At 70.6% G+C, this 23,629-nt stretch carries 24 protein-coding genes and 1 pseudogene; 8 read left to right on the top strand and 17 right to left on the bottom strand.

All coding sequences use genetic code 11. The annotated features are described in order from the left end of the window. Positions 1 to 3: 3 nt before the first annotated feature. Complete coding sequence (locus ACFVN5_RS02275) at positions 4 to 540, bottom strand: nucleotide exchange factor GrpE (protein ID WP_376953001.1); 537 nt, start codon at positions 538 to 540, stop codon at positions 4 to 6. 13 nt (positions 541 to 553) lie between these two features. After that, on the bottom strand, positions 554 to 2,428 hold the full coding sequence (gene dnaK, locus ACFVN5_RS02270; RefSeq protein WP_376954296.1) for a molecular chaperone DnaK: 1,875 nt from the start codon (positions 2,426 to 2,428) through the stop codon (positions 554 to 556). 185 nt (positions 2,429 to 2,613) lie between these two features. On the opposite strand from dnaK, the gene ACFVN5_RS02265 reads away from it, so the two are divergent. Further along, entirely contained in the window at positions 2,614 to 4,284 is a 1,671-nt protein-coding gene (locus tag ACFVN5_RS02265) for a helix-turn-helix domain-containing protein (RefSeq protein WP_376953000.1), read from the top strand. A 138-nt stretch (positions 4,285 to 4,422) separates the two neighbouring features. Here ACFVN5_RS02265 and ACFVN5_RS02260 read toward each other — a convergent pair whose 3' ends face one another. Then, a complete protein-coding gene (locus ACFVN5_RS02260) occupies positions 4,423 to 5,154 on the bottom strand; it encodes a TMEM175 family protein (protein WP_376952999.1) in 732 nt (243 codons plus the stop codon). 310 nt (positions 5,155 to 5,464) lie between these two features. Here ACFVN5_RS02260 and ACFVN5_RS02255 point away from each other — a divergent pair, with 310 nt between their 5' ends. Continuing rightward, positions 5,465 to 6,232: a class I SAM-dependent methyltransferase gene (locus ACFVN5_RS02255; protein WP_376952998.1), complete on the top strand. Its 768-nt coding sequence runs from the start codon at positions 5,465 to 5,467 to the stop codon at positions 6,230 to 6,232. 116 nt (positions 6,233 to 6,348) lie between these two features. Here the strand turns inward: ACFVN5_RS02255 and ACFVN5_RS02250 are convergent, their stop codons facing one another. After that, positions 6,349 to 7,023, bottom strand: coding sequence for a TetR/AcrR family transcriptional regulator C-terminal domain-containing protein (locus ACFVN5_RS02250; RefSeq protein ID WP_376952997.1), 675 nt, complete (start codon positions 7,021 to 7,023; stop codon positions 6,349 to 6,351). 271 nt (positions 7,024 to 7,294) lie between these two features. Between ACFVN5_RS02250 and ACFVN5_RS02245 the strand changes: the two genes are divergently transcribed. Both ACFVN5_RS02245 and ACFVN5_RS02240 read left to right on the top strand, forming a co-directional pair. Then, positions 7,295 to 8,176: an NAD(P)-dependent alcohol dehydrogenase gene (locus ACFVN5_RS02245; protein WP_376952996.1), complete on the top strand. Its 882-nt coding sequence runs from the start codon at positions 7,295 to 7,297 to the stop codon at positions 8,174 to 8,176. Positions 8,177 to 8,270: 94 nt separating this feature from the next. Beyond that, the gene (locus ACFVN5_RS02240) at positions 8,271 to 8,759 is read left to right on the top strand and encodes a DUF6326 family protein (RefSeq protein WP_376952995.1); all 489 of its coding nucleotides are present in this window, start codon (positions 8,271 to 8,273) and stop codon (positions 8,757 to 8,759) included. A 21-nt stretch (positions 8,760 to 8,780) separates the two neighbouring features. Here the strand turns inward: ACFVN5_RS02240 and ACFVN5_RS02235 are convergent, their stop codons facing one another. From ACFVN5_RS02235 to speB, 5 genes and pseudogenes are all read right to left on the bottom strand, one after another. Beyond that, a complete protein-coding gene (locus ACFVN5_RS02235; protein ID WP_376952994.1) occupies positions 8,781 to 9,050 on the bottom strand; it encodes a hypothetical protein in 270 nt (89 codons plus the stop codon). A gap of 7 nt (positions 9,051 to 9,057) precedes the next feature. Then, positions 9,058 to 9,411: a hypothetical protein gene (locus ACFVN5_RS02230; protein ID WP_376954295.1), complete on the bottom strand. Its 354-nt coding sequence runs from the start codon at positions 9,409 to 9,411 to the stop codon at positions 9,058 to 9,060. A 177-nt stretch (positions 9,412 to 9,588) separates the two neighbouring features. Beyond that, positions 9,589 to 10,652, bottom strand: a pseudogene (locus ACFVN5_RS02225) (class I adenylate-forming enzyme family protein); the annotation flags it as partial. 89 nt (positions 10,653 to 10,741) lie between these two features. Beyond that, the gene (locus tag ACFVN5_RS02220) at positions 10,742 to 11,275 is read right to left on the bottom strand and encodes a hypothetical protein (protein WP_376952993.1); all 534 of its coding nucleotides are present in this window, start codon (positions 11,273 to 11,275) and stop codon (positions 10,742 to 10,744) included. A 116-nt stretch (positions 11,276 to 11,391) separates the two neighbouring features. After that, the gene (gene speB / locus ACFVN5_RS02215; protein ID WP_376952992.1) at positions 11,392 to 12,357 is read right to left on the bottom strand and encodes an agmatinase; all 966 of its coding nucleotides are present in this window, start codon (positions 12,355 to 12,357) and stop codon (positions 11,392 to 11,394) included. Positions 12,358 to 12,475: 118 nt separating this feature from the next. On the opposite strand from speB, the gene ACFVN5_RS02210 reads away from it, so the two are divergent. After that, complete coding sequence (locus tag ACFVN5_RS02210; protein ID WP_376952991.1) at positions 12,476 to 12,826, top strand: DUF2200 domain-containing protein; 351 nt, start codon at positions 12,476 to 12,478, stop codon at positions 12,824 to 12,826. Continuing rightward, complete coding sequence (locus ACFVN5_RS02205) at positions 12,823 to 13,149, top strand: CHY zinc finger protein (RefSeq protein WP_376952990.1); 327 nt, start codon at positions 12,823 to 12,825, stop codon at positions 13,147 to 13,149. The genes ACFVN5_RS02210 and ACFVN5_RS02205 overlap by 4 nt, the downstream gene beginning before the upstream one ends. A 9-nt stretch (positions 13,150 to 13,158) precedes the next feature. Here the strand turns inward: ACFVN5_RS02205 and ACFVN5_RS02200 are convergent, their stop codons facing one another. From ACFVN5_RS02200 to ACFVN5_RS02175, 6 genes are all read right to left on the bottom strand, one after another. Further along, a complete protein-coding gene (locus ACFVN5_RS02200; RefSeq protein ID WP_376952989.1) occupies positions 13,159 to 13,350 on the bottom strand; it encodes a hypothetical protein in 192 nt (63 codons plus the stop codon). A 29-nt stretch (positions 13,351 to 13,379) separates the two neighbouring features. Continuing rightward, positions 13,380 to 15,224, bottom strand: coding sequence for a SulP family inorganic anion transporter (locus ACFVN5_RS02195; RefSeq protein ID WP_376952988.1), 1,845 nt, complete (start codon positions 15,222 to 15,224; stop codon positions 13,380 to 13,382). Beyond that, a complete protein-coding gene (locus ACFVN5_RS02190; protein ID WP_376952987.1) occupies positions 15,221 to 16,417 on the bottom strand; it encodes a low temperature requirement protein A in 1,197 nt (398 codons plus the stop codon). The genes ACFVN5_RS02195 and ACFVN5_RS02190 overlap by 4 nt, the downstream gene beginning before the upstream one ends. A gap of 77 nt (positions 16,418 to 16,494) precedes the next feature. Beyond that, a complete protein-coding gene (locus tag ACFVN5_RS02185; protein WP_376952986.1) occupies positions 16,495 to 17,253 on the bottom strand; it encodes a phosphatase PAP2 family protein in 759 nt (252 codons plus the stop codon). Next, positions 17,250 to 18,044: a phosphatase PAP2 family protein gene (locus ACFVN5_RS02180; protein WP_376952985.1), complete on the bottom strand. Its 795-nt coding sequence runs from the start codon at positions 18,042 to 18,044 to the stop codon at positions 17,250 to 17,252. The genes ACFVN5_RS02185 and ACFVN5_RS02180 overlap by 4 nt, the downstream gene beginning before the upstream one ends. Before the next feature lie 55 nt (positions 18,045 to 18,099). After that, the gene (locus tag ACFVN5_RS02175) at positions 18,100 to 19,284 is read right to left on the bottom strand and encodes a low temperature requirement protein A (protein ID WP_376952984.1); all 1,185 of its coding nucleotides are present in this window, start codon (positions 19,282 to 19,284) and stop codon (positions 18,100 to 18,102) included. Positions 19,285 to 19,359: 75 nt separating this feature from the next. Here ACFVN5_RS02175 and ACFVN5_RS02170 point away from each other — a divergent pair, with 75 nt between their 5' ends. Continuing rightward, the gene (locus tag ACFVN5_RS02170; RefSeq protein WP_376952983.1) at positions 19,360 to 21,135 is read left to right on the top strand and encodes a glycosyltransferase; all 1,776 of its coding nucleotides are present in this window, start codon (positions 19,360 to 19,362) and stop codon (positions 21,133 to 21,135) included. On the opposite strand, the gene ACFVN5_RS02165 is transcribed toward ACFVN5_RS02170, so the two are convergent. Together ACFVN5_RS02165 and ACFVN5_RS02160 are read right to left on the bottom strand one after the other, a co-directional pair. Then, positions 21,114 to 21,677 (bottom strand): dihydrofolate reductase family protein, encoded by a 564-nt coding sequence (locus ACFVN5_RS02165; RefSeq protein WP_376952982.1) that lies wholly within the window; start codon positions 21,675 to 21,677, stop codon positions 21,114 to 21,116. The two genes, ACFVN5_RS02170 and ACFVN5_RS02165, sit on opposite strands and share 22 nt — an antisense overlap. A 37-nt stretch (positions 21,678 to 21,714) precedes the next feature. Next, the gene (locus tag ACFVN5_RS02160; protein ID WP_376952981.1) at positions 21,715 to 22,926 is read right to left on the bottom strand and encodes a serine hydrolase domain-containing protein; all 1,212 of its coding nucleotides are present in this window, start codon (positions 22,924 to 22,926) and stop codon (positions 21,715 to 21,717) included. Positions 22,927 to 23,218: 292 nt separating this feature from the next. Between ACFVN5_RS02160 and ACFVN5_RS02155 the strand changes: the two genes are divergently transcribed. Beyond that, entirely contained in the window at positions 23,219 to 23,626 is a 408-nt protein-coding gene (locus ACFVN5_RS02155; protein WP_376952980.1) for a DUF4383 domain-containing protein, read from the top strand. Positions 23,627 to 23,629 lie beyond the last annotated feature (3 nt).

Below are 23,629 nucleotides of genomic sequence, written 5' to 3'. Positions count from 1 at the left end.
CCGTCACTCCTCCGATGCCGTGACCACGACTCCGGCGGGCCGCAGCAGGCGTTCGGGAGTCCCGAATCCCAGCCGAGCGACTGCGGCGACCGTCCGCGGTGGCAAGTCGCCGCGGTCGACGACCGAGACCACCTCGTGGACGCGGGGATCGAACGGCACCTCCACGTCGTCGATGCGGGGGTAGCCGAGCCGCTCGAGCGCGGCGACGGCGTGCTCCCGGATCGATCCCACGCCTTCGGCGAGTCCTTCGTCGACCTGCTCGGCGTACGTGACCGCATCCTGGAGCCCGTCCACGACGGGGAGGAAGACGGATGCCGCGCGCGCCCGCTCGGCGTCCTGGGCCAGTGCGAGGTCGCGGGCGGCCCGCTTCCGAGCGTTGTCCAGATCCGCGGCCGCACGACGCCAGCGGTCCTCCAACTCCGTGACACGGAGGTTCAGGTCCTCCTGCGGGGCCGGCGACGGGTCCTCCGGAGGGCTGGGCCGCTCGCTGGAAGCACGGCTCTCCTCGGGGTCCGTGTCGCGCTCCTCTGGGTTTCCCATCTCCCACGTTCCCTCAGGCTCGATCGAACTCGGCGTCCACGACATCGTCGGAGTCCTCGGCAGCGCCCGGGCTTTCGGATGACGACGCCTCGGACGAGCGGGCGATGGACAAGCCGGCCTCCACTTGCAGCAGTTCACTGGCGAGTTCTCGGGCCTCGGATGCGGGGACCTGTCGCTCCACCGCCTCCCTCGCCTGCCCGATCAGCATCTCGGCGCGTGAGCGTTCGTGCTCCGGTACGGTTGCGCCGAGCTCGGACAACGCGCGCTCGACCCGGTACGCGGCGGCGTCGAGCTCGTTTCGGGCGTCGATGTCCTCACGCAGGCGCTGATCTTCGGCGCGGTGCTGCTCGGCTTCCTGCACCATGCGCTCGATCTCGGCCTGATCGAGATTCGTGGTACCGCTGATCGTGATGCCCTGCTCGACACCGGTGTCCTTGTCGCGCGCGTTGACGTTGAGGATGCCGTTGGCGTCGATGTCGAACGTGACCTCGACCTGGGGCTCGCCACGCGGCGCCGGCCGGATGCCGGTCAAGGCGAATCTGCCCAGAACCCGGTTGTCGGCGGCGCGCTCGCGCTCGCCCTGCAGCACGACGATCTCCACGGAGTCCTGGTTGTCCTGGGCAGTGGAGAAGACCTCGCTCCGCCGCGCGGGGATGGTGGTGTTGCGTTCGATGATCTTCGTCATCACCCCACCCCGCGTCTCGACGCCCAGCGAGAGCGGTGTGACGTCGAGCAGGAGCACGTCGCTGACTTCGCCCTTCAGCACGCCGGCCTGGGTGGCCGCGCCGAGGGCGACCACCTCGTCCGGATTGACGGTCATGTTCGGGTCCTTGCCGCCGGTCAGCCGCTTGACGAGGTTCTGCACGGCAGGGATCCTCGTCGAACCGCCGACGAGGATGACCTCGTCGATGTCGTTCTCGGAGACCTTGGCATCCTCCATCGCCTGGCGGACCGGGCCGAGGCAGCGCTCGACCAGGTCCGCGGTGATGTTCTCGAACTCGGAGCGCTTGAGCGTGGCCGTCAGGTGCTTCGGACCGGCGGCGTCCGCCGTGATGAACGGCAGGCTGACCTGCGTCTGGCTGACGCTGCTGAGCTCGACCTTCGCCTTCTCGGCCGCCTCGAACAGGCGCTGGAGGGCCTGGGGGTCCTGGCGCAGGTCGATGCCGTTGTCCTTCTGGAACTCGTCGGCGAGGTAGTCGACGATGCGGCGATCGAAGTCGTCGCCGCCGAGGTGGGTGTCACCCGCTGTTGCGCGCACCTCCACCACGCCGTCGCCCACATCGAGCAGGCTCACGTCGAACGTGCCGCCACCGAGGTCGAAGACGAGCACCGTCTCGTGCTCCTTCTTGTCCATCCCGTATGCGAGGGCCGCCGCGGTCGGCTCGTTGATGATGCGGAGCACCTCGAGACCGGCGATGCGGCCGGCGTCCTTCGTCGCAGTGCGCTGCGCGTCGTTGAAGTACGCCGGGACGGTGATGACCGCCTCGGTCACCTTCTCACCGAGGAACTTGCCGGCATCGTCGGCCAGCTTGCGCAGTACGAGCGCGCTGATCTCCTCGGGCGCGTGGAGTTTGCCACGGATGTTGAACCTGGCTTCGCCGTTCGGACCGGGCGCGACGTCGAATCCGACCGCCTTGGCCTCCTCTTCGACCTCGTCGAACTTGCGCCCGATGAATCGCTTGGCTGAAGAGATGGTGCCCTTGGGGTTCAGGATGGCCTGCCGTCGTGCGAGTTGCCCGACGAGTCGCTCGCCGGTGTCCGTGAACGCGACGACGGACGGGGTCGTGCGGGCGCCTTCCGCGTTCGGGATGACCTTCGCCTCTCCCCCCTCCCACACGGCGATCACCGAGTTCGTGGTGCCGAGGTCGATGCCGACTGCTTTGGCCATGAGATTCCCCTTCGTGGTGTCGCGCTCTCCTCGCCCGACGACGGTCTGCCTCGTGCCAAGTGTGCGCCTCCGGCTCGTCCGCTTCTTCGCCCTGCGAGGACGAAAGAATCGTCCGACGCAAGCCCTGCCGGGCCCAACCGGGAAGGGATTAGGTTGGGGCAAGGGAGTGCACCACGATGTGCGCAATGAGCGGTTCGGACCCTGTCGCGCAGGCCCACCTCGATGCTGAGAAGCAGTCGGGCATGTACGACCTCTTCAGGGTGGGATCGAAGATGTTCGAGCGCCCGTCGACGCGAAGGACGCTGCGCCTCGCAGGCGCCTCAGCCAAGGGGATCGCCGGATGCGCCGTACGTGCCGCGTACGTCGCCGACGACGACGACCGGCTCGTCCGCTTCTCGGGGAGGGCGAATCGCAGCCTCGATCTGCTGGTCGAGGCGCGGGAAGGCGAGAGCGGTGTCATCGACGATCGAGGCGTCTGGCGCTACGCCCTGTTCTTCTGGGGAACCGGCAAGATCAGGGGAGCCTTCGTACTCCAGTCGGCGGCGGAGCCGTCGAACGAGGAGATGTTCCTGCTCCACGCGCTCGCGGAGCCGACCGGGGCAGCCTTGGCCACTGCCGACCTCATCGACCGCGAGCGTCGTCACGCCAAAGAACTCCGACGGCTCACGGAGGCGCAGGCGGGCTCGAACCGTACGATGGCGGCCACGATCGCGCGGCTGAACGCGCATCGCAACATCCGTGATCTGATCCTCGCCGCGGCCGGCACCGGCAACGGTGAGGCGCAGATCGTCGAGGCCGTGAGTGTCATCACCCGACGGCCGGTCGTACTGCAGGACTCCTTCGGCGTCGAGCGTGCCTTCGCGGCAGTCGGTGTCTCCGCGGCACCGTTGCGCCTGCTCCAGCCCGACGGCGAGCCTTCGACCACCGCATCGACCGACGACCCCGAATGGTCTGCGACGCCGATCCGCTCGCGGGGGGAGACGCTCGGTGTCATCGGCATCCACGATCCCGACGACAGCCTGAGCGAGGACGATCGATTCGCCGTCGAGTTCGCGAGCGAGATGATCGCCGTCGAGCTCGCCCACCATCGAAACGTCGCGGAGGTCGAGATCCGGCTGGGACGCGACCTCGCGGACGATCTCGTCGCAGGTCCCCGTGCCGTCGACGCCCCGGCGCGCGCTGAGGCGCTCCAGTTCGATCTCAGCGGCGCTCAACGCGTGGTGCTCGTCCGCTGGAAGTCGCCGACCCCCAACGGCGTCGACATCGGCGCTGCGCTGCGGCACGAACTGGCGGCGATGCACGTGCCGGCGCTGATCTCGCGGCGATCGGATGGAATGCTCGCGGTGGTTGCCGGTGGCCAGGATCTTTCCGAGCTCCACCGGAGGTTGTCCACTTCGGTCTCCAGCACGCAGGGCACGATCGGCGTCGGCGGGGCTCACGTCGCCGAAGACCTCGCCGACTCGTTCGCCGAGGCGGGCCGAGCCCTACGTCTCCGCGTGGAGTCGCGTCGGCCGTACGGGGTGTCGAACCACGATGACCTCGGTCTGCTTCGCGTTCTCGACACCTCCGGCGACGGCGTCGAACTCGAACGCTTCGTGAACGAGTGGCTCGGGCGGCTCGTCGAGCACGATCGGGATCACCGCTCCGAACTCGTTCGGACGCTCGGCGCGTACCTCGATTCAGGTGGCAACTACGATCGCACGGCGGATGAATTGATGATCCACCGGAGCACACTGCGGTACCGGCTCGGCCGCATTCGCGAGTTGATCGGCTCCGACTTCAGCGACCCGGACTCCCGGCTCAATCTCCACATCGCCGTTCGGATACAGTCGGCCCTTCGGGACAACCTCCGGTAAGGCCACCGACCCGCATCCCAGCGCGGCGAGGCGAGTTGCGGTTCGCTGCCGACGAGGAGCCCTACGGGTTCTGAGAAGTCGCGCGACAACGGCCTACCGGAACGCCAGGCGCGGGGTTCGACGGAGGAGGACATTCGCTCATTGTCCCGGGTCCCCGGTGCCCCTCGACGACGTGTCTCGTCCGACGTCGCCGTGCTCGACGCCACGACGGAGAAATCCCGGCCCGTGGTCGAGCCCGTGGCTGGTGAAGCCGTAGAAGGCGGGCAGGAGCAAGAAGATCACCGACGCCACCAGGGGGTGGATGAGGATGCCGGCCGTTCCCGCTGCCAGGTACAGCACGACCCCGATGAGCGCCCGCGGGCGCTCGCGCGCGAAGAACGAATCGTCCACCTCCTCCTTCGTGAGGTCGGCATGCCGCGCCAAGTAGGAGAAGAACACCAACCAGGACAGGCACAGCAATGCGCCCACGATCGCGTACAGCCCCACCGCAACCCGCTCGTCCTCGAGATTGCCGGTCCTGGCCGTTTCCGCGATCACCGCGGTGGGCCAGGGCACCAGCGCGAGCGTCGCCAGGATCCCGAGATTCGCCCACTGCAGGCCGCGATCCATCTCACGGATCCGGGAGAAGGCGGCCTTGTGGTTCAGCCAGATCACGGCCAGGTAGATGTAGGAGGCCGCATACGCCAGATAGGTCGGCCACTCGCCGAGCAGGGCGGACAGCAGGCCGCCGGGCTCGGCCTTCGGCGGCCTGAGATCGAGTACGAGGAGCGTGATGACGATCGCGATGACAGCGTCGCTGAAGGCCACCGCTCGGCTGGTGTCCGAACGTGTGGCCGTTCTTCGCCGCTCTCGCATCTCGCCCTTCGGCACGTCGCCATCATGGGCGCGCTCAGAACGATCGGCACAGGGGCTTCACGCTAGGCGATGACCGGAGGAGAATACGGCCGATCGAAGCACGGCGCGGCCGGTCCTTCATGCCATGAGCGCTCGGAGCTCCCATGCCGCGTGCGCACCGGCGAGCCTCGTGATCCCCGCTTGGCCGCAGGCCGGAGCCCCGCGACGATCTCGCCGCCGCTGCCGGCGGCCGGCACCAGGACCAGGTTGGGAGGGATGCTCCGATCCCGCGGCTGCGTTCGATGTGTGGATGAGGGAGCACGCGACTCCGGCGCATACTTTCGATATGCGGGAGACGCTGCTACCGGCACGGCCGCGGGGTGCGTTCGGCATCGACGCACCGGCGGTTCCGTGGATCTGGGTCGCGCTCGCCCTCGGCGGGATCGTCGGCGTGATCGTGTTCGCCACCATGACGCCGTCGTGGTGGTCGATCCTCCTGACCTGCTACTTCGCGGTGCTCGCGGTGGGCGGCATGCTCGGCGCGTGGGTCTACTGGCGCGCGACGCTTCGCGGGAAGTTCGAGGTCTGGGCCGGGTTGCTGAACGGCGTCGCCCTCCGCCCCGGCGACCGGGCACTCGACCTCGGATGCGGGCGTGGCGCGATCGCGATCATGACCGCCCTGCGGTTTCCGGCCGCGGAGGTCACGGGCATCGACCTCTGGCGCTCGATCGACCAGTCGGGCAACTCGATCGACGTCGCGCGGAGGAACGCCGAGCTGAACGGCGTCGCTGATCGCGTGCGTTTCGACACCGGCGACATGACCGAGCTTCCCTACGACGACGGCAGCTTCGAGCTCATCACGGCGAGCGTGTCGATCCACAACGTCCCGACCGCCGACGGTCGGCGACGGGCGCTGCGCGAGGCCGGGCGGGTCCTCGCGCCGGGCGGCGTCATCGTGATCGCGGACATCCAACGTGCGCGCGAGTACGCGGTCGAGCTGACGGGCGCCGGGTTCGAGGTGGTGGGACCTCGACCCCTCGGCTGGCGCTTCTGGTGGTCGGGTCCGTGGATGGCGACGTCGCTGGTCACGGCGCGCCGGCCCGATGCCCGGTAGGGCGCCGGGCATTCACGCCGTGAGACGGAACCTCAGATCCTCGTGGCGAGGTTCGCGGCCGACGTCACGAAGTACACGACCAGCGAGATGATCGGCGCGGCTTACCATGAGCGTGGCTATGCGGAGGTTCTCAGTGGCTCGAGGGCGGCGAGGACGAGGTCGAGGCCGAAGATGAACTGCTCCGCCGGGTCGAAGCCGGCAGCGACGAGCGCCGCGGCGGACTCGTTGAGGTAGGGGAACTCGTCCGGCGGAAGCTGGGGCAGGTAGACGCCCTCGGCCATGCCCGCGAGCTCATCGGCGGTGTCGAACGGCAGGCTTGCCTCCTGCAGGGCGAAGCCGTACACGTAGCTGTCGAGCAACCAGTTGGCGTGCGTCGCCATCACGACCGAGAAGCCGGCCCTCCGCAGGCAGGCGATGACCGCTTCGTGGTGGCGTAGGTTCGCAGGCCCCGGCGAGGTCCGCGACTCCATCAGGCCGACCGCCCACGGGTGGCGCGCGAGAACCTGGCGGGCGGATACCGCCCGCTGGCGGATCGCCGACTGCCAGTCGGTCTCTTGGGGCGGGAGCTCGATCTCCTGGAACACGATGTCGACCATCGCGTCGAGCAACTCCTCCTTGTTCGCCACGTAGTGGTAGAGCGACATCGCGCCCGCGCCGAGCGCCACAGCCAGCCGACGCATGCTGAGCCCGTCGACCCCCTCGCGGTCGGCGAGCCGGATCGCCTCGTCCACCACCCGCTGCTTGCTCAGCCCCGCGTCCGGCGTGACCTGACGTCGTTCACTCGCAGACACGGGTCTCCTCGCTCGCTCGAATCGCTTGACAATGGTACAGCGTACGAGTCATAGTACAGTGTACGAGTACGGTGTACGAGTCGGCGGGAGTCCGCCCTGACGTGAGGAGGATCTTGTGGGAGTCGAACAACGATCGGATGCCGGAGCACCCCGGGTGCCGCGTACGAGTCCGGGAGCGGCGACGATGCGGGCCGTCGTCCAGCACCGCTACGGCCCGCCCTCCGTCCTCGAGGTGTCCGAGGTCGGGCTGCCGCTACCCGGTCGCGGCGAGGTGCTCGTCGAGGTCGGCGCAGCCTCGGTGCATCCCGGTGACTACTTCGTCATGACCGGTCAGCCGTACGTGGTGCGCCTGGCGTTCGGGCTCCGACGGCCACGTCATGGCATCCCGGGCAGGGACCTCGCCGGCGTGGTGGCAGCGGTGGGTACGGATGTCACGGCGCTCCGCCCCGGCGACGAGGTGTTCGGCTGGAGCACCACGGGAACACTCGCGGAGTATGCCTGCGTCCCGGTGGACCACCTCGTGTCCACGCCTGCCGATCTGTCGGTCACGGATGCGGCGGCGGTGCCCACATCGGCCACGACGGCGTTGCAGGCATTACGCGACATCGCGAACGTTCGACCGGGCCAGACGGTGCTGATCACGGGCGCGTCGGGCGGCGTGGGCTCCTTCGCCGTGCAGCTCGCCAAGGCGTTCGGTGCCGAGGTCACCGGTGTGTGCAGCACCCGGAACGTCGACCTGGTCCGGTCGCTCGGTGCCGACCATGTCGTGGACTACACGAGGACCGACTTCACCCGTACCGGGAAGCGCTACGACGTCATCCTCGACAACGTGGAAGCCCAGCCCTTGGCGGATCTCCGCCGCGCGCTCACGCCCACCGGCACCCTCATCCCCAACAGCGGACACGGCGGCCGTTGGCTCGGCCCCCTCGGCCGGATCGTCAAGGCGCGCGTGCTGTCCGGGTTCACCCGACAGCGGCTGAAGCCCTTCACGTCGTTCGCGAAGCGCCAGGACCTGCTCACCCTGGCCGACCTGCTCGCGACCGGGCAGGTCAGGCCCGTCATCGACCGCACCTACGCCCTCGACGAAGCGGCCGACGCCCTCCGCCACGTCGCGGCCGGCCACACCAGAGGGAAGGTCGTCATCACCGTCTGACGACCCGACCGACGAGAACGACCCACCCGTGCGTACGCACGCCCAGACCTGCCGCCACCCCGCGGACGGACCGCTCCACTCAAAGGAAGAACCGATGACCATCCGAACGACAACCCCGAACCTGCTCGACAACCCGCCGATCCCCGTGCAGGCCAAGCTCGCCGCCGCATGGACCAGCTTCATGTTCCTGTACGTCTACGTGGACGTCCTCAACTTCTATAAGCCCGGCGTCGTCGACGGCATCCTCAACGGCCTCGTCTGGAGGTTCGACATCAGTTCGACGTTGTTGACGATCTTCCTCGTCTCCGTGTCGATCCCGGCCCTGATGGTGATCCTCTCCATGACGCTGCCCGCCCGGGTGAACCGCGCCACGAACCTCGTCGTCGCATCGCTTCTCATCCCCTACTCGATCTTCAACGCGGCGGGGGCGACTTGGGACTGGGCCGCCTTCTACGGCATCTCCATCGGAATCGAGGTGCTGCTCCTGGCCTTCGTCCTGCGGTCCGCCTGGACGTGGCCTCGAATCTCCGCCGTCCCATCCGGTCCCGCGACGACCGACCTGCGACAGGGCCTTCGACGGTAGGCCCATGCTCGATCGGCAGACCTACCAGACGGTGCCGCCGCCGGCCGAGATGCCGCCCCACGTGAGCGCGATGAAGATCCCGGCGAACACGACGGGGGCGATGCCCTTGCCGCTGCGCGCGAGCCCCTTCAAGAGGGCGATCACGGCGAGGACCGCGGCGACGATGGAAAGGCCGCCGCCCACAATCAGCCCGATGAACAGTGGAATGGGCATGAGCACGAGCCCAGCGAGTGCGAACCAGAACGCGGCCCAGGCAGTCGGGTTGGAGCGGGGTTCCACGGACGAGGACATTCGTCCATTATCTCGGGTCCCCGGTCCGACCCTGATCAGGCACGCCCGCGTTGGAGCCGTGCACCGAGCTCTCCGCCATCCGCTTGAGACCCATGCGATCCACCTTTCCCGTGGCGGTGGAGGGCATCTCGTCGATCACGACGATCTCCTCGGGTGCCTTGTAGCCGATCTTCGCCCGCGCGAAGCGGATCAGCTCGACATCGGGGGGCCGCTCGCAGCCCTCACGCAGCGTGACGTACGCGCGCACGTTCTCTCCGTGGACCTCGTCATGGATTCCGACGACCCCCACGCTGTCGACGCTGGGGTGCTCCAGCAGGACATCCTCGATCTCCTGCGGGCTGATGTTCGATCCGTCGTGCACGATGATCTGCTTCCGGCGACCGGTGAAGTAGAGGAAGCCATCGGGGTCTGCGCGGAGGACGTCGCCCGTGTCGAGCCAGCCGTCGGCGAACGCGGCATCCGTTGCGGTGGCGTCACCCCAGTAGCCGACGCAGGCGCCCCTGGTCTTGATCCACGCGCGACCCTCGGCACCGACCTCGACCTCGGCGCCGACGTCATCGCGGATCGAGAGCGCGACGCCGGGTGCGGTCAGGCCGACGGATCCGATCCTGATCTCGGCGGGTGGACTCACGCTCACGAGCCCGGTCTCCGACAGCCCGTAGGCCTCGTCGATCGTGGTCCCGCTGAGCGCGATGAACTCGCGTTCGAGTTGCGCGGACACCTTGTCACCAGCCGCCCGACAGAGGCGGAGGGACGAGAAGTCGTCCTGCGTGCGCCGTGGTCACGGGTCAGTGCGAAGAGGGCCGACGGCAGCATCGAGAGCACGGTGGGGCGATCGTCGCGCAGGAGCGCGAGCAGCTCGTCTCCGTCGAAGGTGCGAGCGACGGCGATGCCCGCACCGGCACTCAGCGCCCCGAACGACACGTAGAAGGCGCCGACGTGCGAGAGCGAGGATCCGGCGAGCACGAGGTCTCCGGGGCCGAACTCGAGCGCGGCCGCCGCGGTCGCGAACATCCAGCCGAGCGTCGCATGCGTGTGCGTCACGCCCTTCGGGGGACCTGTGCTGCCCGACGTGAAGAAGATGACCGCGGGCGCGGTGGGCGCCGGAGACTCCAGCGGCTCGGCGGGCGCGGCGCGCTTCAACAACTCCTGGAACGCGGCGCCGCCATCCTCGGCCTCCCGGTAGCCGATCGTGCCCAGCGGGAGTCGCGCCACCCGATCGCTCGCAGCCAGGTCCTCCTCGCGCTCGACGTGGGCGAGGAGCATCCGTGCCTCGCTGATACCGAGCGCGTGGTCGATCTCGGCAGCCGTGTAGCGGTAGTTGAGCGGAGTCGCGACCAGGCCCGCCTTGAAGCAGGCGAGGTAGTGGACGATGAGTTCGTACCGGTTGGGCATGAGCGACGCGACCCGGTCACCCGGCTCCAGGCCGAGCTGCAGGTATCCGGCTGCAAGCCGGTCGGTGAGGTCCTCGAGCGCCTCCCACGACAACCGCGCCCGTGCCGAGACGAGCGCGAGCCCGTTCGGATCGCGGTCGAGACCGGCACGCAGCAGGTCGCTCGGCGTTGCCGGCTGTCGCAGCTCTGCACCGGAGTAGGTCCCCACCAAGATCTCCCGACGGCGTGTGGCAGGAGCCTACGCCCCGGTCCGTCTCGCCACCACAGCGCGTCATCACGACGCGCGAGACCGGACGCTCACATCCGGGTGGCGATGATCACGCTCGAGGTCACGGTGTAGACGATCATCGAGACCACCGGCGCGCAGACGGCCACGGCGATCGCCGCGATGCCGAACGCGCGTCCACGCTTCAGGACCACGGCGAAGATGCCCTGCACCAGCGCCCAGACCCCGATCACGGTGCCGAGCGTGAGCTGCAGCACGATGATCGATCCGAGCTGGACGTCGACGGCTGAAAGGGGCGCCGCCATGTCCTGCTCGAACGTCGCGTACGGATCGGCCGCCTCACCGGCGATCACTCCAGCCGTCACCGACGCCGCGACCGAGAAGACGAACACGACGATCGCGCCGATGCACGCGACGAGGCCGAGCGTCCGGGGCTTCGCCGCCTCCGGCGAAGGGGTGCCGTACGGCAGGACGCCCGCCGTGTCGGGGAGGAAATGACCGGCCGGAGGGTGCACCTCGGCGGGGTGGACGGCGGTGGGGTACGCAGCGGTCGGGTACGCGACTGGAGCGTATTCGCCGTACTGCGGGCGAGGAGAATCGGTCATGGTCACCGGGCTTTCGGGTCGGATCCGCCGGCCCGGATGAAGGGGTGGACCGACGTCAGCGTCGCAACAGTATCCGCACGGCCGCGGTCGTTCCTGACCCCAAAGCGGGGGTGGGCCTACCGCTCGGCCGTCGCCCCGCCCAGCCCCATCAGCGTCAGGAGCTCCCACGCCGTGTGCGCGGCGGCGAGACCCGTGATGCCCGCGTGGTCGTACGCCGGAGCCACTTCCACGACGTCGGCGCCGACGATGGGGAGACCGCGCAACCCGCGGAGCACGGCGAAGAGCTCGCGGGTGGTGATCCCGGCGACTTCGGGAGTCCCTGTACCGGGCGCCTGCGACGGATCGAGCACGTCGATGTCGATCGACACGTACACCGGACCGGAGCCGAGCCGTCCCCGGATCTGTTCCGCGATGCCGTCCGTCGACCGGTGCTGGAACTCCTCGCTCCGGATCATCGCGAACCCGGCGCGGCGGTCGTCGTCGAGCTCGCCGGGGCCGTAGACGCCGCCTCGGATGCCGACGTGCTGGCAGTGCTCGAGATCGAGCAGCCCCTCCTCCGCGGCCCGTCGGAACGGCGATCCGTGCCAGATCGAGGCGCCGTGCAGCACGTCCCAGGTGTCGAGATGCGCATCGAAGTGCAGCACGGCGAGCGGCCCGTGCGCCGCGGCGGCCGCCCGCAGCAGGGGCAGCGCGACGGTGTGATCGCCGCCGAGCGCGAGGATCCGCGAGCCGCCGCGCACCAGCCGATCGGCGTTCGCGTGAATGGTCTCGACGGCCCGCTCGATCCCATACGGCCCGACCCCGATGTCTCCGGCATCCGCCACCTGCTGCTCCCGGAACGGATAGGCCTCGTGGAACTGGTGGTAGGGATGCAGCTGGCGCGAGTGCTCCCGGATGTGGGCCGGCCCGAATCGAGCACCGGGACGGAAGCTCGTGCCCGAGTCGAACGGGACGCCGACGACGGCGATGTCGGCGTGGTCGACCTCCTCGAGCCGCGGCAGCAGCGCAAAGGTCGCGATTCCCGCGTACCGCGGTAGGTCGGGATCGTCGCGCTGGCCGATGATCTCCCGCTCCGTCGTCATCGCCGGCACCTCGCCTTCCGTCCGAGACCGTGATCCTCGACGTACGGTCATCTCGCATCGTGCCACGGTCTCGTACGCTGGAAGGGGCATCGCCACGACACGGAGGAGGCCGACGACCATGGAACACCGGATCTTCGGCCTGAGCTTCGCGAGCATCTACCCGCTCTACGTGCAGAAGGTCGAGCGGAAGAACCACAGCCGGGACGAGGTCGACGAGGTCATCTGCTGGCTCACCGGCTACGACGACGACGGCCTCGAGCGGGCGATCGACGACGGGATCGACCTGCGAACCTTCTTCGCGGATGCCCCGGAGCTGAACCCGAATGCGTCCCTGATCACGGGCGTGATCTGCGGCATGCGCGTCGAGGAGATCGAGGATCCGCTCATGCAGCAGATCCGCTACATGGACACGCTGGTCGACGAGGTCGCTCGCGGCAAGAGGATGACGTCCATCCTCCGCGGCTCATGACGAACGCAACCCCTGCGGTGCACGGCGCCACCGTCGACGACCAGACCCGGTGCATCCACTACCGCACGGAGCTCGACGTGGTCGCGATCAGGTTCGCGTGCTGCGACCGGTACTACCCGTGCCACGCCTGCCACGCCGAGTCGGAGACGCACCCGGCGCGGCAGTGGCCGCGCGACGCGGGCGGCGAGCACGCGATCCTCTGCGGCGTGTGCCGCACCGAGCTCACGATCGACGCCTACCGGGCCACCGACGACTGCCCGGCGTGCGGTGCCGCGTTCAACCCGGGATGCCGCCTGCACGCGCACCTGTACTTCGAGGACTGAGCGGCCGCCTCACGTCACGAGGGCGTGGAACAGCTCGTACACCATGAACGCCGGCCAGAAGATGCCCTGGAAGAACGCCCAGATGAACTCCCAGAACTGATCGGCCTGCTGGAAGAAGAACACCCACGCGCCGATGATCCCGAGCCCGTAGATCGCACCGCCGCCGGCGAAGCACCCGGCGTTCGAACTCCTGTCAGTCATGTCGACCTCCAGGGCTCACGATACGCGCGCTACCGGCCCGATGAGCCCGGCTCGTCAGGCCGAGTCCGGCCGCCCGAATCGCCGGATTCTCCGGATTCCCCGGATTCTCCGGGGTCGCCGTCACCGGCATCGCCCTCACGATCGGACGCACCGGACTCACCGGCCCACTTCGTCCCCTGGAGATCGCCGCGCAGCGTCCCCGTGATCTCGTCGACGGCCGCGCCGACCGTCGGGGCGAAGCGGTCGGGCGTGAACCGGTCGGTCACGCCGTAGGCGCGCAGCACGTCGACGACCGGGTCCTTCATCTCGGCGAGGATGAGCCGGATGCCGTGCGACGCGAGGTACTCGTCGAGTTCGATCAGCTCGTCGATCGCCGTCGTGTCGATGCCCGTGATCGGCTCGGCCGCGAGGATCACGGTGTGCACGCCGGTCCCCGCCGCCCGCACGCGCGAGCGGACGTAGTCGTCGAAGATCCCGCCGTTGGCGAAGAACAGCGGCGCGTCGAAGCGGACGATCACGACGCCCGGGATCCGCTCGCCCTCGGGATACCGCGTCAGGTCGTGGTAGCCACGGAGCCCCTCCACCCGGCCGAGCTCCGCGCGGTAGGGCCGCCACGACTGGTTCACGAACGCGAGCAGGCTGAGCGCGATCGTGACGGCGATGCCCTCGAGCACGCCGACGGCGAGCACACCGACGAAGGCGGCCAGCGAGAGGAACGCATCCACCCGGTCCATCCGCACCAGCCGCACGAACCCGCGCCAGTCGATGAGGCGCGACGCCGCGGCGATCACGACGGCGCCGAGCGTCGCCTCGGGCAGGAATGCGGTGAGCCCGGGGACCAGCAGCATGAACGCGACGATGAGCAGTGCGCCCACGACCCCGGTGAGTTGGGTCCGGGCGCCGGCCTGCTCGGCGACGGGCGTGCGCGACGAGGAGGCGGAGACCGGGAAGCCGCCGAACAGGCCGCCCGCGACGTTGGCCGCGCCGATCGCCGCCATCTCGCGGCTGCCGTCCACCGACTCGCCGCGGCGGGCCGCGAGCGTGCGCGAGAGCACGACGCTGTCGGTGAACGCCACGAGCGCGATGCCGGCCGCCGGCAGCGCGAGCGCCGCGACATCCGACCACTGCAGGCCGCCGAGCGCGGGTGCGGGAAGCCCCTGCGGCAGGGCGCCCACCATGGGCATCCGCTCGGCGAGCCCGAACATCCAGGTGACGAGGGTCGCCACGACGACGGCGACGAGGACGCCGGGGACGGGCGATCGCAGCCACGTCAGCACGATGATCACGGCGAGCGAGCCGATCCCGAACGCCGCGGCGAGGGGCTCGACCTCGCCGCCGAGGATCCCCTCGACGATGTGGGCGACCTGCGCGAACGGCGAGCCCGACTCGATCGAGAAGCCGAGCAGCTTCGGCAGCTGCGAGATGATCACGAGCAGGGCGACGGCGTTGAGGTAGCCGACGCGGATCGGCTTCGACAGCAGGTCGGTCACGAATCCGAGCCGCAGGAGCCCGCCGAGCACGAGGATGGCGCCCACCATGATCGCGAGCAGGCCCGCGAGGGCGATCGCCCGGTCGTCGTCGCCGAGCGCGAGCGGCAGGATCGCGGCCGCGATGATCGGCGCGAGCGCCGAGTCGGGCCCGAGCACGAGGATCCTCGACGGCCCGAGCACCGCGTAGACCAGCAGCGGCACGATCGTCGCGTAGAGGCCGGCCTCGGGCGGCAGGCCCGCGACCTGGGCGTAGCCCATCCCCGCGGGGATCAGCAGCGCCGTCACGACCACCCCGGCCCGCACGTCGCGCAGCAGCCAGGCGCGCCGGTAGTGGCGGGCCGTGTCGATCCCCGGCAGCCAGGTGAGCCCTCGGTCGCGGGTCATCTCGGGCGCATCGCCCCCTCCACCGCGACCACGGCAGTGACCAGCACCACGGCGATCGCGAGCGCCGCCATCGACGGCACGACCGCGAGCACGGCGACGGATGCCGCGAGCAGCAGCGTCCCGAGGACCCGCACGACCGGCCACCGCCCCTCGACGAGCCGGGCGAACACGGCCGTGGCCGCGACGTACGCGGTGAGCCCCGCGGCGAGCGCGGATGCGCCGAACCACCCGTACGGCTCCGCCTCGGCGATGTGCGCCATCGCGTCCTCGACGCCGAGCGCCGCGAGGACCACCCCGGCGACGATCACGAGGTGCACGTAGGTGTAGGCGTCGATCGCGAGCTGCACGCGCGCGGCATCCGACCGTCGTTCGAGGGCGTGCTCGCCCGCCTCGGCGAGTCGACCGAAGTACGCCCACCAGAGCAGCACCGAGAGCACCACGGCGAGCGCGGCACCCACCGCGATCGCCGGCCCGATCGGCTCGCGCGCGACGCCCACGCCGATCGCGACGATCGACTCGCCGAGCGCCAGGATGACCACGAGTCCGTAGCGTTCCGCCCAGTGCGCGGTCGAGTGGATGCGCCAGCCGCCGACGCGGCGCGAGCTGAGGTACGTGAGGCCGGCGTCGTAGAGCCAGGCAGCGAGCCAGATCCAGGTCTGCCACGGCGAGCCTAGCCACACACCGACGAGCAGCGCGCCGACCGCCGGCACCATGGCGACTGCCTGCGTGACCAGCACCTGGCGACGGAGTCCGGCGTCCTCGCCCGCCGCCGCGAGGTACAGGGTCGCATGGATGACGCGCACGGCCGTGTACGCGAGCACGAGCACGAGCGGGCCGTTCCACCCGCCCGGCAGGTCCTCGTAGGCCTCGGGGATGGTGAGCGCCGCGATGAACACCGCGATCATCGCGGCGGTCATGCCGACGCGCATGCCGGGCTGGTCGGCGGGCGCCTGGTTCGCGAGCCAGCCGAAGGCCGCCCACGTCCACCACATGAGGGCGAGCACGATGAGCGCCTGCAGGATGCCGAACGCGCTGTGCGTGTCGGCCATCAGGCGGCTCACCTGCGTGAACGCGAAGACGTAGACGAGGTCGAAGAACAGCTCGAACGTCGTGACGCGGTTCGACTCGCCGGCGGTGCGGAGGCGTCCCGCGCGTCCGCCCGACGTGCCCGAGGTGCTCGGAACGTCCTGCATCGCACCAGCATGGCGGAATCGGTGCCGCCCGATCCAGAGCGGGTGACGGATGCCGCGACGGATGCCTCGGGCGCCCGTCACGCCGACGGTGCGTCGTGCGGCGGCCTGACCCAGATCGGCGGATGCGGCATCCGATGCTCGCGGTAGAGCCGTTCGGCGAACGGCGCCCAGACGATGACGGCCACGCCGGCCCCCACGAGCATGCCGCCGATCGTGTCGGAGACCCAGTGCGCCCCGAGGTAGGTGCGGCTCAGCATCATCAGCAGGGTGTACACCGCACCCGCGACCCACACCCACGTGCGCAGGAAGATGATGCCGAGCGCGGTCGCGACGACCGCCGCGTTCGCGCTGTGCCCCGACGGGAACGACCCGAAGTCGGGCGTCACGAGGATGTCCTCGGGCCGCGGCCGCGCGACGATCACCTTGATGACGCGGGTGACCGTGGCGCTCGCGAGGGCGGCGGCGACGTAGTACAGCGCACCCCACGGACGGCGCCACAGCAGCAGGCCGGCGACGATGACCCCCGGCACGACGATGGTCGAGATGAGGCCGCCGCCGAGCGCGTTGAACACGAGCGCCGGCACCGTGAGGAGGTCGCTGCGCGCGGCCACCAGCACGCTCATGAACTCGACCTCGAACCCGAACGGCTTGTTGCTCTCGCGGTAGACGATGACGAGCGCGAGGAGCACCACCAGCGCGAGGGCCGCGCCTCCCGAGACCACCCACCAGAGGCGGGACACGCGCACCGGCGCCGGTGCACCCGTCTCGGGCGGAAGGTCGGACGCCGGGTCGGGTCCCGTCGCGTCGCCCGTCGAGCCCGTGACGCGCTCGGTCATCCCAGCCCCTCGTTGCCCGGGCGCTCTGCCGCGGCCTCCGACGCCGCCACCTCCTCGGGCGTGCCAACCCTGACGGTGCGCCATGTGTCGACGGCGATCACGATCCCGAGCACGACGAGCGACAGGCAGATCGAGCCGAGCGCGTCGGTCGCCCAGTGGTAGCCGAGGTAGATGCGGCACGCCGCCGTCAGCGCGATCACCGCGATGGCGACGGTGTACGCGGAGACGGCGATCCGACGGTTGCGGTGCCGCGAGAACACGAGGTAGGTCGTGATGAGCAGGAAGTCCGCGACGCCCATCACGTGGCCCGATGGGAACGACGCCGTCGTGTCGACGTCCATGAGCATGTCCTGGGCCGGCGGCCGCTCGCGGTCGATGAGCGGGGCCATGACCTGCACGACGATCACGCCCAGCAGCATGCCGCCCGCGAGCAGCAGCGGACGCCACGCATGCTTCGCGAGCACGCCCCACACGACGGTGGTGATCACGATGATGATCGGCATCACCACCGGCCCGAACACGACCGCGATGACGCTCATCACGACCGTCAGCCAGTCGCTGCGCGCGGTCTGCAGCCACGCCTCGACCGGGGCGTCGATGCGCGAGAGGTCGTCGGCCTCGGCCACGGAGTCGAACACCACGAGGAAGCCGACGAGCCCGACCACGATCAGCCCGACCGCCGTGAGCTGCAGGCCACGGCGAGCGGCTGCCGGGACCACGCGCTCCTCCACGAGGAACCGCTCGTTGAAGCGGCGGAGCCGTCCCTGTCGCTCGGTCGTCGGTGTGGCCATGGATCCCATCCTGCGACGCGCGGCGCGGTCGAGGACACGGGTTGACGCGCGGCCCTCAGCCCCCCGCTCGCCGCCCCTGCCGCACCCGGTCGACGGTCTCCATCGCGGCCACGACCGCGAGCACCACGGTGGACGCCGCACCGACGGCGAGCGGCGTGAGCACCCCCGACACCGCCGCGACCGCGACGAGCCCGAGCAGGCCGGCCACCTGCGCCGTCGGCCAACGCCGTTCGAGGAGCCGCCGGAACACGAGCGTGCCCGCGAGGAACAGGACCGGTCCGCCGAGCACGGTGACGACCGCGGAGGCGCTCTGATCCTCCGGGTGTCCGAGGAGCTCCTTGTCGCCGACGCTCGCGAGCACGATGCCGCCGATCACGAGCAGGTGCACGAACGTGTACGCCGTTCGTGCAAGACGGCCGGGACTGTCGGAGCCCTCCATGGCCTCGGCTCCGACGCGTTCGCCGTGGTCGAAGTAGATCCACCACATCGCCGCCGCCGACGCGAACGCGAGCACCATGGCGGTCGCCGTCTCGGGCGTGATGTCGAGGTCCACGAACGCGAAGCCGGTGACGAGCAGGCCCTCGCCGAGGGCGATCAGCACGAACAGCGACGACCGCTCGGCGATGTGTGCGCCCGAGAGGTCCCAGCGGCCCATGTCCATCGGCCCCATCATGGGCAGCGGGAAGCCGAGCAGGGCGCCGAGCACCTCGAGGCCGAGCGCCATCGCCCAGAACGGCAGCTGCGCCGGCAACGGCAGCAGCGCGCCGACGATCCAGAGCACGCTCCCCGCGGCGGTCCACGCGAGCACCCGCGAGAAGTCGCGCGCCGCGTGCCGGTCGTGCCGCCAGGTGGCGTAGACGATGAACCCGGTGCGGCCGAGCTGCAGCACGACGTAGGCGATCGCGAACACCCACGCCCGCTCGCCGAAGGCGTCGGAGATCGAGATACTCATGACGAGCGCGACGAACGCAAGCGCGATGACCGCACCCCGCACCGGCAGCTTCACCGGATCGAGCCAGTTCGTCACCCATGTGGTCGCCACCCACGACCACCAGAGCGCGACGACCATGATCGCGCCCTCGACGGCGCCGAGCGGGTCCTGGTGCTGGTAGAGGTACGACGACAGCTGCGTGAGGGCGAAGACGTAGACGAGGTCGAAGAAGAGCTCGACGTAGGTCACCCGGTCGGCGCGCGGCGTGCCCGCGGGCCGGAGCACGTCGCGACGGAGTCCGAAGGGCATGCCACATGATGGCACGGGCGGCAAGGGGCAACCCGTTCGCCGTGCAGCGCCGCAGGCGTCGCTAGCCTTGGGGGAATGGCGGGCGGCACCTCGGAAGCGCGGCGGTACGTCGCGACGGCCGCCGGCTCCGCGCTGCCCGAGGGACGCCAGCTCGCGGTGACGTGGGGCATCCCCGAGCCGTTCGGCGGCATGACCTCGGCGCTGCTGCACCGCTCCCGCGCGTTCGTGCGGCTCGCAGGCCGCGAGGTCGACGTCGTGACGTTCGATCCGAGCGCCGACCTCGATGCCGCGCGCAATCGCCTCGTCGACGCGAGCGAGCTCATCCCGGGCATCCGGCTCCGCAACGTCTGGGAGGACCTGCGCGGCGGCCCGGGCGGGACCGCGATGATCACGCACGGCACCCACGGCGGCCTCCTCGTCGAGCACGTCCGCGCCGACGGCAGCCTCGCCGTGCGCGACGAGCGCTTCCCGGCGAGGGCGGAAGGGCGCGCCCGGCTCATCACCGCGTACGACGGCGAGGGCACGGTCGTGCGGCAGTGGACCCGCGCCTGGGACTGCTACGCCGACTGGCTCGACGGCTTGGTCGGCGACGAGCGCGCGTATGCCATCACCGACAGCAAGACCGCCGCCGAGTTCATGGCGCGGTACCGGCGACCGAACGTGGTGTCGCTGCACCTCGTGCACAACTCCCACCTCGTCGGGCCCGAGCGTCCCTGGGGCGTGCTGCGGCCGTCACGGCGACGGGTGTTCACCCACCTCGAGCGCTTCGACGGCGTCGTGTTCCTGACCGAGCGGCAGCGAGCGGATGCCGCGACCCTCCTCGGCGACCCCGGCAACCTCGCGGCCGTCCCCAACGGCATCGATCCCGTCGCCCGCGAGCCCGATCCCGACGCCCAACGCGATCCCGCGGCGGGGGTCGTGCTCGCCCGCCTGACCACGCGCAAGCGCGTCGACCACGCGATCGAGGTGGTGCGGCGCTGCCGGGCCCGAGGCGTGCCGGCGACGCTCGTGGTCTACGGCGACGGCCCGGATGCCGCGGCCCTCCGCCGCCGGGTCGACGACGAGGGCCTCGGCGACGCCGTGACTTTCGCGGGGCACCGCGCGGGGGCCGCCGACGCGTTCGCCCACGCCTCGTGGACCCTCGTGACGAGCACGTTCGAGGGCTCGCCCCTCACCCTCGCCGAGGCGATGGCGCGCGGATGCCTCCCCGTCGCGTACGACATCCCCTACGGCCCGGCGGACCTCATCGCCGATCGCGTCGACGGCCTGCTCGTGCCCGACGGCGACCTCGACGGGGCGGCCGACGCGCTGGCGCGGATCGTCACGATGCCGTCCGCCGAGCGCGCGCGGATGCGGGAGGCGGCGCGCGCGACCGCCGCGCGGCACGACGACGCGCACGTGGTCGCGGCGTGGGGCCGCGTGCAACGCGACGCCGCCGCCCGGCACGACCGTCCCGCCCCGCCGTTCGAGGTCGAGGTGGAGCGGCTCCGGATGCGGTTCCGGCGCGGCCGCCTACGGGTGTCGGTGAGGTTGCGCGGCGCGCCGCGCGGCGGCTCCGTGGTGATCACGCTGCGCCGGCGCGGGCGCGGCGCGATCGTGCGGGCCCGACGCCCGGCCCGCGACGGCCGCGCGGTGTGGCGGCTCGGTGAGCGGGCGACGAGCTTCGTGGGCGGGCGGCATCCGCTGACCTGCATCGTCGAGGTCGAGGACGACGGCACGCTCGTGGAAGCGGGGCGCGTCACCGCATACCCCGACACGCGGTCGGTCGCGCGACGTGCGGTCCGGCGACTGCGCGGGCGGCTCGGCCGACTCGGCCGGCTCGGCCGGAGTCAGCCCCGCAGCACCGCGTAGCGCAGGTACACCACGCCGGAGTCGAATCGGTGCTCGTCGAGCAGCTGGAGCTCGAGCCGGACGCCGTCGGGCAGCAGGGCCGTGCCCCCGCCGACGATGACGGGGTGGACGAACATGCCCACCTCGTCGACGATGCCCGCGTGGAACGCGTGGGCGGCGAGGTGCGGCCCGGCGATCGACACGTCGTCGGCCGACTCGGCCACGAGCCGTCGAACCTCGTCGGCGTCGAAACGGCGCTCCAGCCGAGTCCGCTCCGTCGTGACCTCGGCGAGCGAGCCCGAGTAGACGACCTTGTCCGTGTCCTTCCAGATGGCGGCGTACTCGCGCTCGGGCTCGGGCAGGTCGGGGAGCTCGTCGGCCGTCTCCCAGAAGCGCATGACCTCGTACATGCGTCGCCCCATGAGCTGGGTGCCGATGCGCCGCTCGAGCCCGTTCACGAACGTGTGCACCGCGGCATCCGGCGTGGCCCAGCTGAAGTCGCCCTCGTCGTCGGTGATGTACCCGTCGAGCGAGGTGAGGCCGGTGACGATGAGCGAGCCCATGGGAGCCTCCGTGTCGAGGTCGTTCCGCCTGCGGCGGCTACGCCTTCGGGCAGACGCCGAGCTCCTGCATCTTCGCCGTGGCCTGGTCGGCCGACCAGGGCAGCTCGATGAGGGGCTGCTCGCCGCCGGCGGCGGGCACCGCCTTCGACGCGAGCGACGCGAGGGCGAATGCCACCTCACGCACGAACGCGGGGCCGGGCGTCGAGTTGTTGAGCGCGACCACGACCGTGAGGCCGCTCGCGGGGTCGGTGAACGCGGCCGTCAGCGCTCCGGCCGTCTCGCCGGCGGTGCCGCGCATCGGCCCGTACTGCAGGCCGCCGACGCCCGCCGACTGCCAGGCCGGTGCGTCGCCGCCGAGCGGCACGGTGTTCCACTGCTCCCGCTCGGTGCGCTCGCTGAGCAGCGCGCCCGTCGCGAACGCCTCGCTCAGGGCGCGGGCGTCCTCGAGTGTCGAGATCGCGCCGGCAGCAGCGCCGCCCATCGAGCTGGAAGCCTCGGTGTCGTCGAGCAGCACGGCGCAGTCGACCGCGCCGGTGGGGGTGATCGACGAGTAGCCGCCCATCACCCCGGCGTGCTCGGTCACCGTCGCGGCCGGCACCGAGGTGTCCTCGAGGCCCAGCGGCCCGAAGACGTACTGCTGGGCGAGCTCGTCCCACGTCTTGCCCGTGCGCCGCTCGAGCGCGAAGGCGAGCAGCAGGATGCCGGTGCGCGACTCGCGCACCTGCTCGCCGGGCGGTCCGATGCGGTTCAGCGCCATGCCGTTCGCGAGTAGCTCGTTCGCGGGCCACACACGTCCGGGATTCGCGCCGAAGCTCGCGCGCAGCACGGGGTAGTAGTCGGCCAGGCCCGAGGTGTGCAGGCACAGCTGCTCGAGCGTGATGCCGTCGAGCTTCGGGATCCAGTCGACGTACGTGGACACCGGGTCGTCGAGCTGGAGCTCGCCCTGGTCGACGAGCCGCAGCAGCACCGTGCACGTGATCTCGGTGGTCAGGGTCGCGAGGCGGAAGCCCGTGCCCTCGGTCATGCGCGGCGGGTTCTCGCCGAAGTCCTGGGTTCCGGATGCCGCGGTCCACTCGCCCGCCCACGGCGCCCACACCCCGGCGACGCCGCCGCTCGAGCCGCTGAGCGCGACCGCCTGGTCGAGCACGCCCTGCAGGCTCTCGGCGAGGTCCTTGGACAGCGGGGCGTCGACGGGCGAGAACTGCGCTGACGGATCGACCGACGTGCCGAAGCATCCGGTCAGTGCCATCGCCAGGGCCGCCGCCATCGCGGCGACAGGTCCAACCCGCCGCCGGGACCTCCCCGGACGGTCTGCCACCGAGCCCCCCTCGCCGTGCGTTCCGGTGCGATTGTAACCCGCCAAGGCGGGTTGGCCGATGTCCCATGACGCAGGAGCTTCGACGGCGTCGCGGCGGGCCGCTGCGGATGCCGCGCCCGGATGCCGCCCGAGGCGTGTCCCCCGACGACCAATCCGTTCCCGGCGGTGCGCCGAACCACCGGCATACCCGGCGATCGCCGGGCTCCATCGAAGGAGGCACCTCATGCGCAACTCCCCGAACCGCATCGTCGCAACCGTGTTCGGCGCGGTCTACGTGCTCGTCGGGTTGCTCGGCTTCGCCGTGACGGGCGGCGTCGGGTTCATCGCCACCGAGGGCGGACTGCTGCTCGGCATCTTCCAGGTGAACCCGCTGCACAACGTCGCCCATCTCCTGATCGGCGCCGCACTGCTCATCGCCGGACTCGTGTCGGCGACGGCCGCCAAGACCGTGAACATCGTCGTCGGCGGGGCCTACCTGCTGCTCGGCATCGTCGGCTTCTTCCTCGCCGGCACCTCGGCGAACATCCTCGCCCTCAACACCGCCGACCACTTCCTGCACCTCGCGAGCGCCATCGTGCTGCTCGGCGTGGGGCTGGCGGCCGAGCGGACCGCACGCGTGGCCACGGCGTAGGGA

The sequence above is a fragment of the Agromyces sp. NPDC057865 genome (assembly GCF_042796995.1).
Taxonomy (GTDB): Bacteria; Actinomycetota; Actinomycetes; order Actinomycetales; family Microbacteriaceae; genus Agromyces.
Note: the sequence above shows the minus strand (reverse complement) of the source record. Positions and strands in the feature narration are given on the sequence as shown.

Excerpts from the sequence above, each read along its gene's own strand:
- ACFVN5_RS02275 (WP_376953001.1), bottom strand. The coding sequence starts at position 540 with ATGGGAAACCCAGAGGAGCGCGACACGGACCCCGAGGAGAGCCGTGCT.
- ACFVN5_RS02190 (WP_376952987.1), bottom strand. The coding sequence starts at position 16,417 with ATGCAGGACGTTCCGAGCACCTCGGGCACGTCGGGCGGACGCGCGGGA.
- ACFVN5_RS02160 (WP_376952981.1), bottom strand. The coding sequence starts at position 22,926 with ATGGCACTGACCGGATGCTTCGGCACGTCGGTCGATCCGTCAGCGCAG.
- ACFVN5_RS02240 (WP_376952995.1), top strand. The coding sequence starts at position 8,271 with ATGACCATCCGAACGACAACCCCGAACCTGCTCGACAACCCGCCGATC.
- ACFVN5_RS02175 (WP_376952984.1), bottom strand. The coding sequence starts at position 19,284 with ATGCCCTTCGGACTCCGTCGCGACGTGCTCCGGCCCGCGGGCACGCCG.
- ACFVN5_RS02255 (WP_376952998.1), top strand. The coding sequence starts at position 5,465 with ATGCGGGAGACGCTGCTACCGGCACGGCCGCGGGGTGCGTTCGGCATC.
- ACFVN5_RS02180 (WP_376952985.1), bottom strand. The coding sequence starts at position 18,044 with ATGGCCACACCGACGACCGAGCGACAGGGACGGCTCCGCCGCTTCAAC.
- ACFVN5_RS02155 (WP_376952980.1), top strand. The coding sequence starts at position 23,219 with ATGCGCAACTCCCCGAACCGCATCGTCGCAACCGTGTTCGGCGCGGTC.
- ACFVN5_RS02220 (WP_376952993.1), bottom strand. The coding sequence starts at position 11,275 with ATGACCGATTCTCCTCGCCCGCAGTACGGCGAATACGCTCCAGTCGCG.
- ACFVN5_RS02205 (WP_376952990.1), top strand. The coding sequence starts at position 12,823 with ATGACGAACGCAACCCCTGCGGTGCACGGCGCCACCGTCGACGACCAG.
- ACFVN5_RS02170 (WP_376952983.1), top strand. The coding sequence starts at position 19,360 with ATGGCGGGCGGCACCTCGGAAGCGCGGCGGTACGTCGCGACGGCCGCC.
- ACFVN5_RS02210 (WP_376952991.1), top strand. The coding sequence starts at position 12,476 with ATGGAACACCGGATCTTCGGCCTGAGCTTCGCGAGCATCTACCCGCTC.
- ACFVN5_RS02265 (WP_376953000.1), top strand. The coding sequence starts at position 2,614 with ATGAGCGGTTCGGACCCTGTCGCGCAGGCCCACCTCGATGCTGAGAAG.
- dnaK (WP_376954296.1), bottom strand. The coding sequence starts at position 2,428 with ATGGCCAAAGCAGTCGGCATCGACCTCGGCACCACGAACTCGGTGATC.
- speB (WP_376952992.1), bottom strand. The coding sequence starts at position 12,357 with ATGACGACGGAGCGGGAGATCATCGGCCAGCGCGACGATCCCGACCTA.
- ACFVN5_RS02200 (WP_376952989.1), bottom strand. The coding sequence starts at position 13,350 with ATGACTGACAGGAGTTCGAACGCCGGGTGCTTCGCCGGCGGCGGTGCG.
- ACFVN5_RS02165 (WP_376952982.1), bottom strand. The coding sequence starts at position 21,677 with ATGGGCTCGCTCATCGTCACCGGCCTCACCTCGCTCGACGGGTACATC.
- ACFVN5_RS02185 (WP_376952986.1), bottom strand. The coding sequence starts at position 17,253 with ATGACCGAGCGCGTCACGGGCTCGACGGGCGACGCGACGGGACCCGAC.
- ACFVN5_RS02195 (WP_376952988.1), bottom strand. The coding sequence starts at position 15,224 with ATGACCCGCGACCGAGGGCTCACCTGGCTGCCGGGGATCGACACGGCC.
- ACFVN5_RS02235 (WP_376952994.1), bottom strand. The coding sequence starts at position 9,050 with ATGTCCTCGTCCGTGGAACCCCGCTCCAACCCGACTGCCTGGGCCGCG.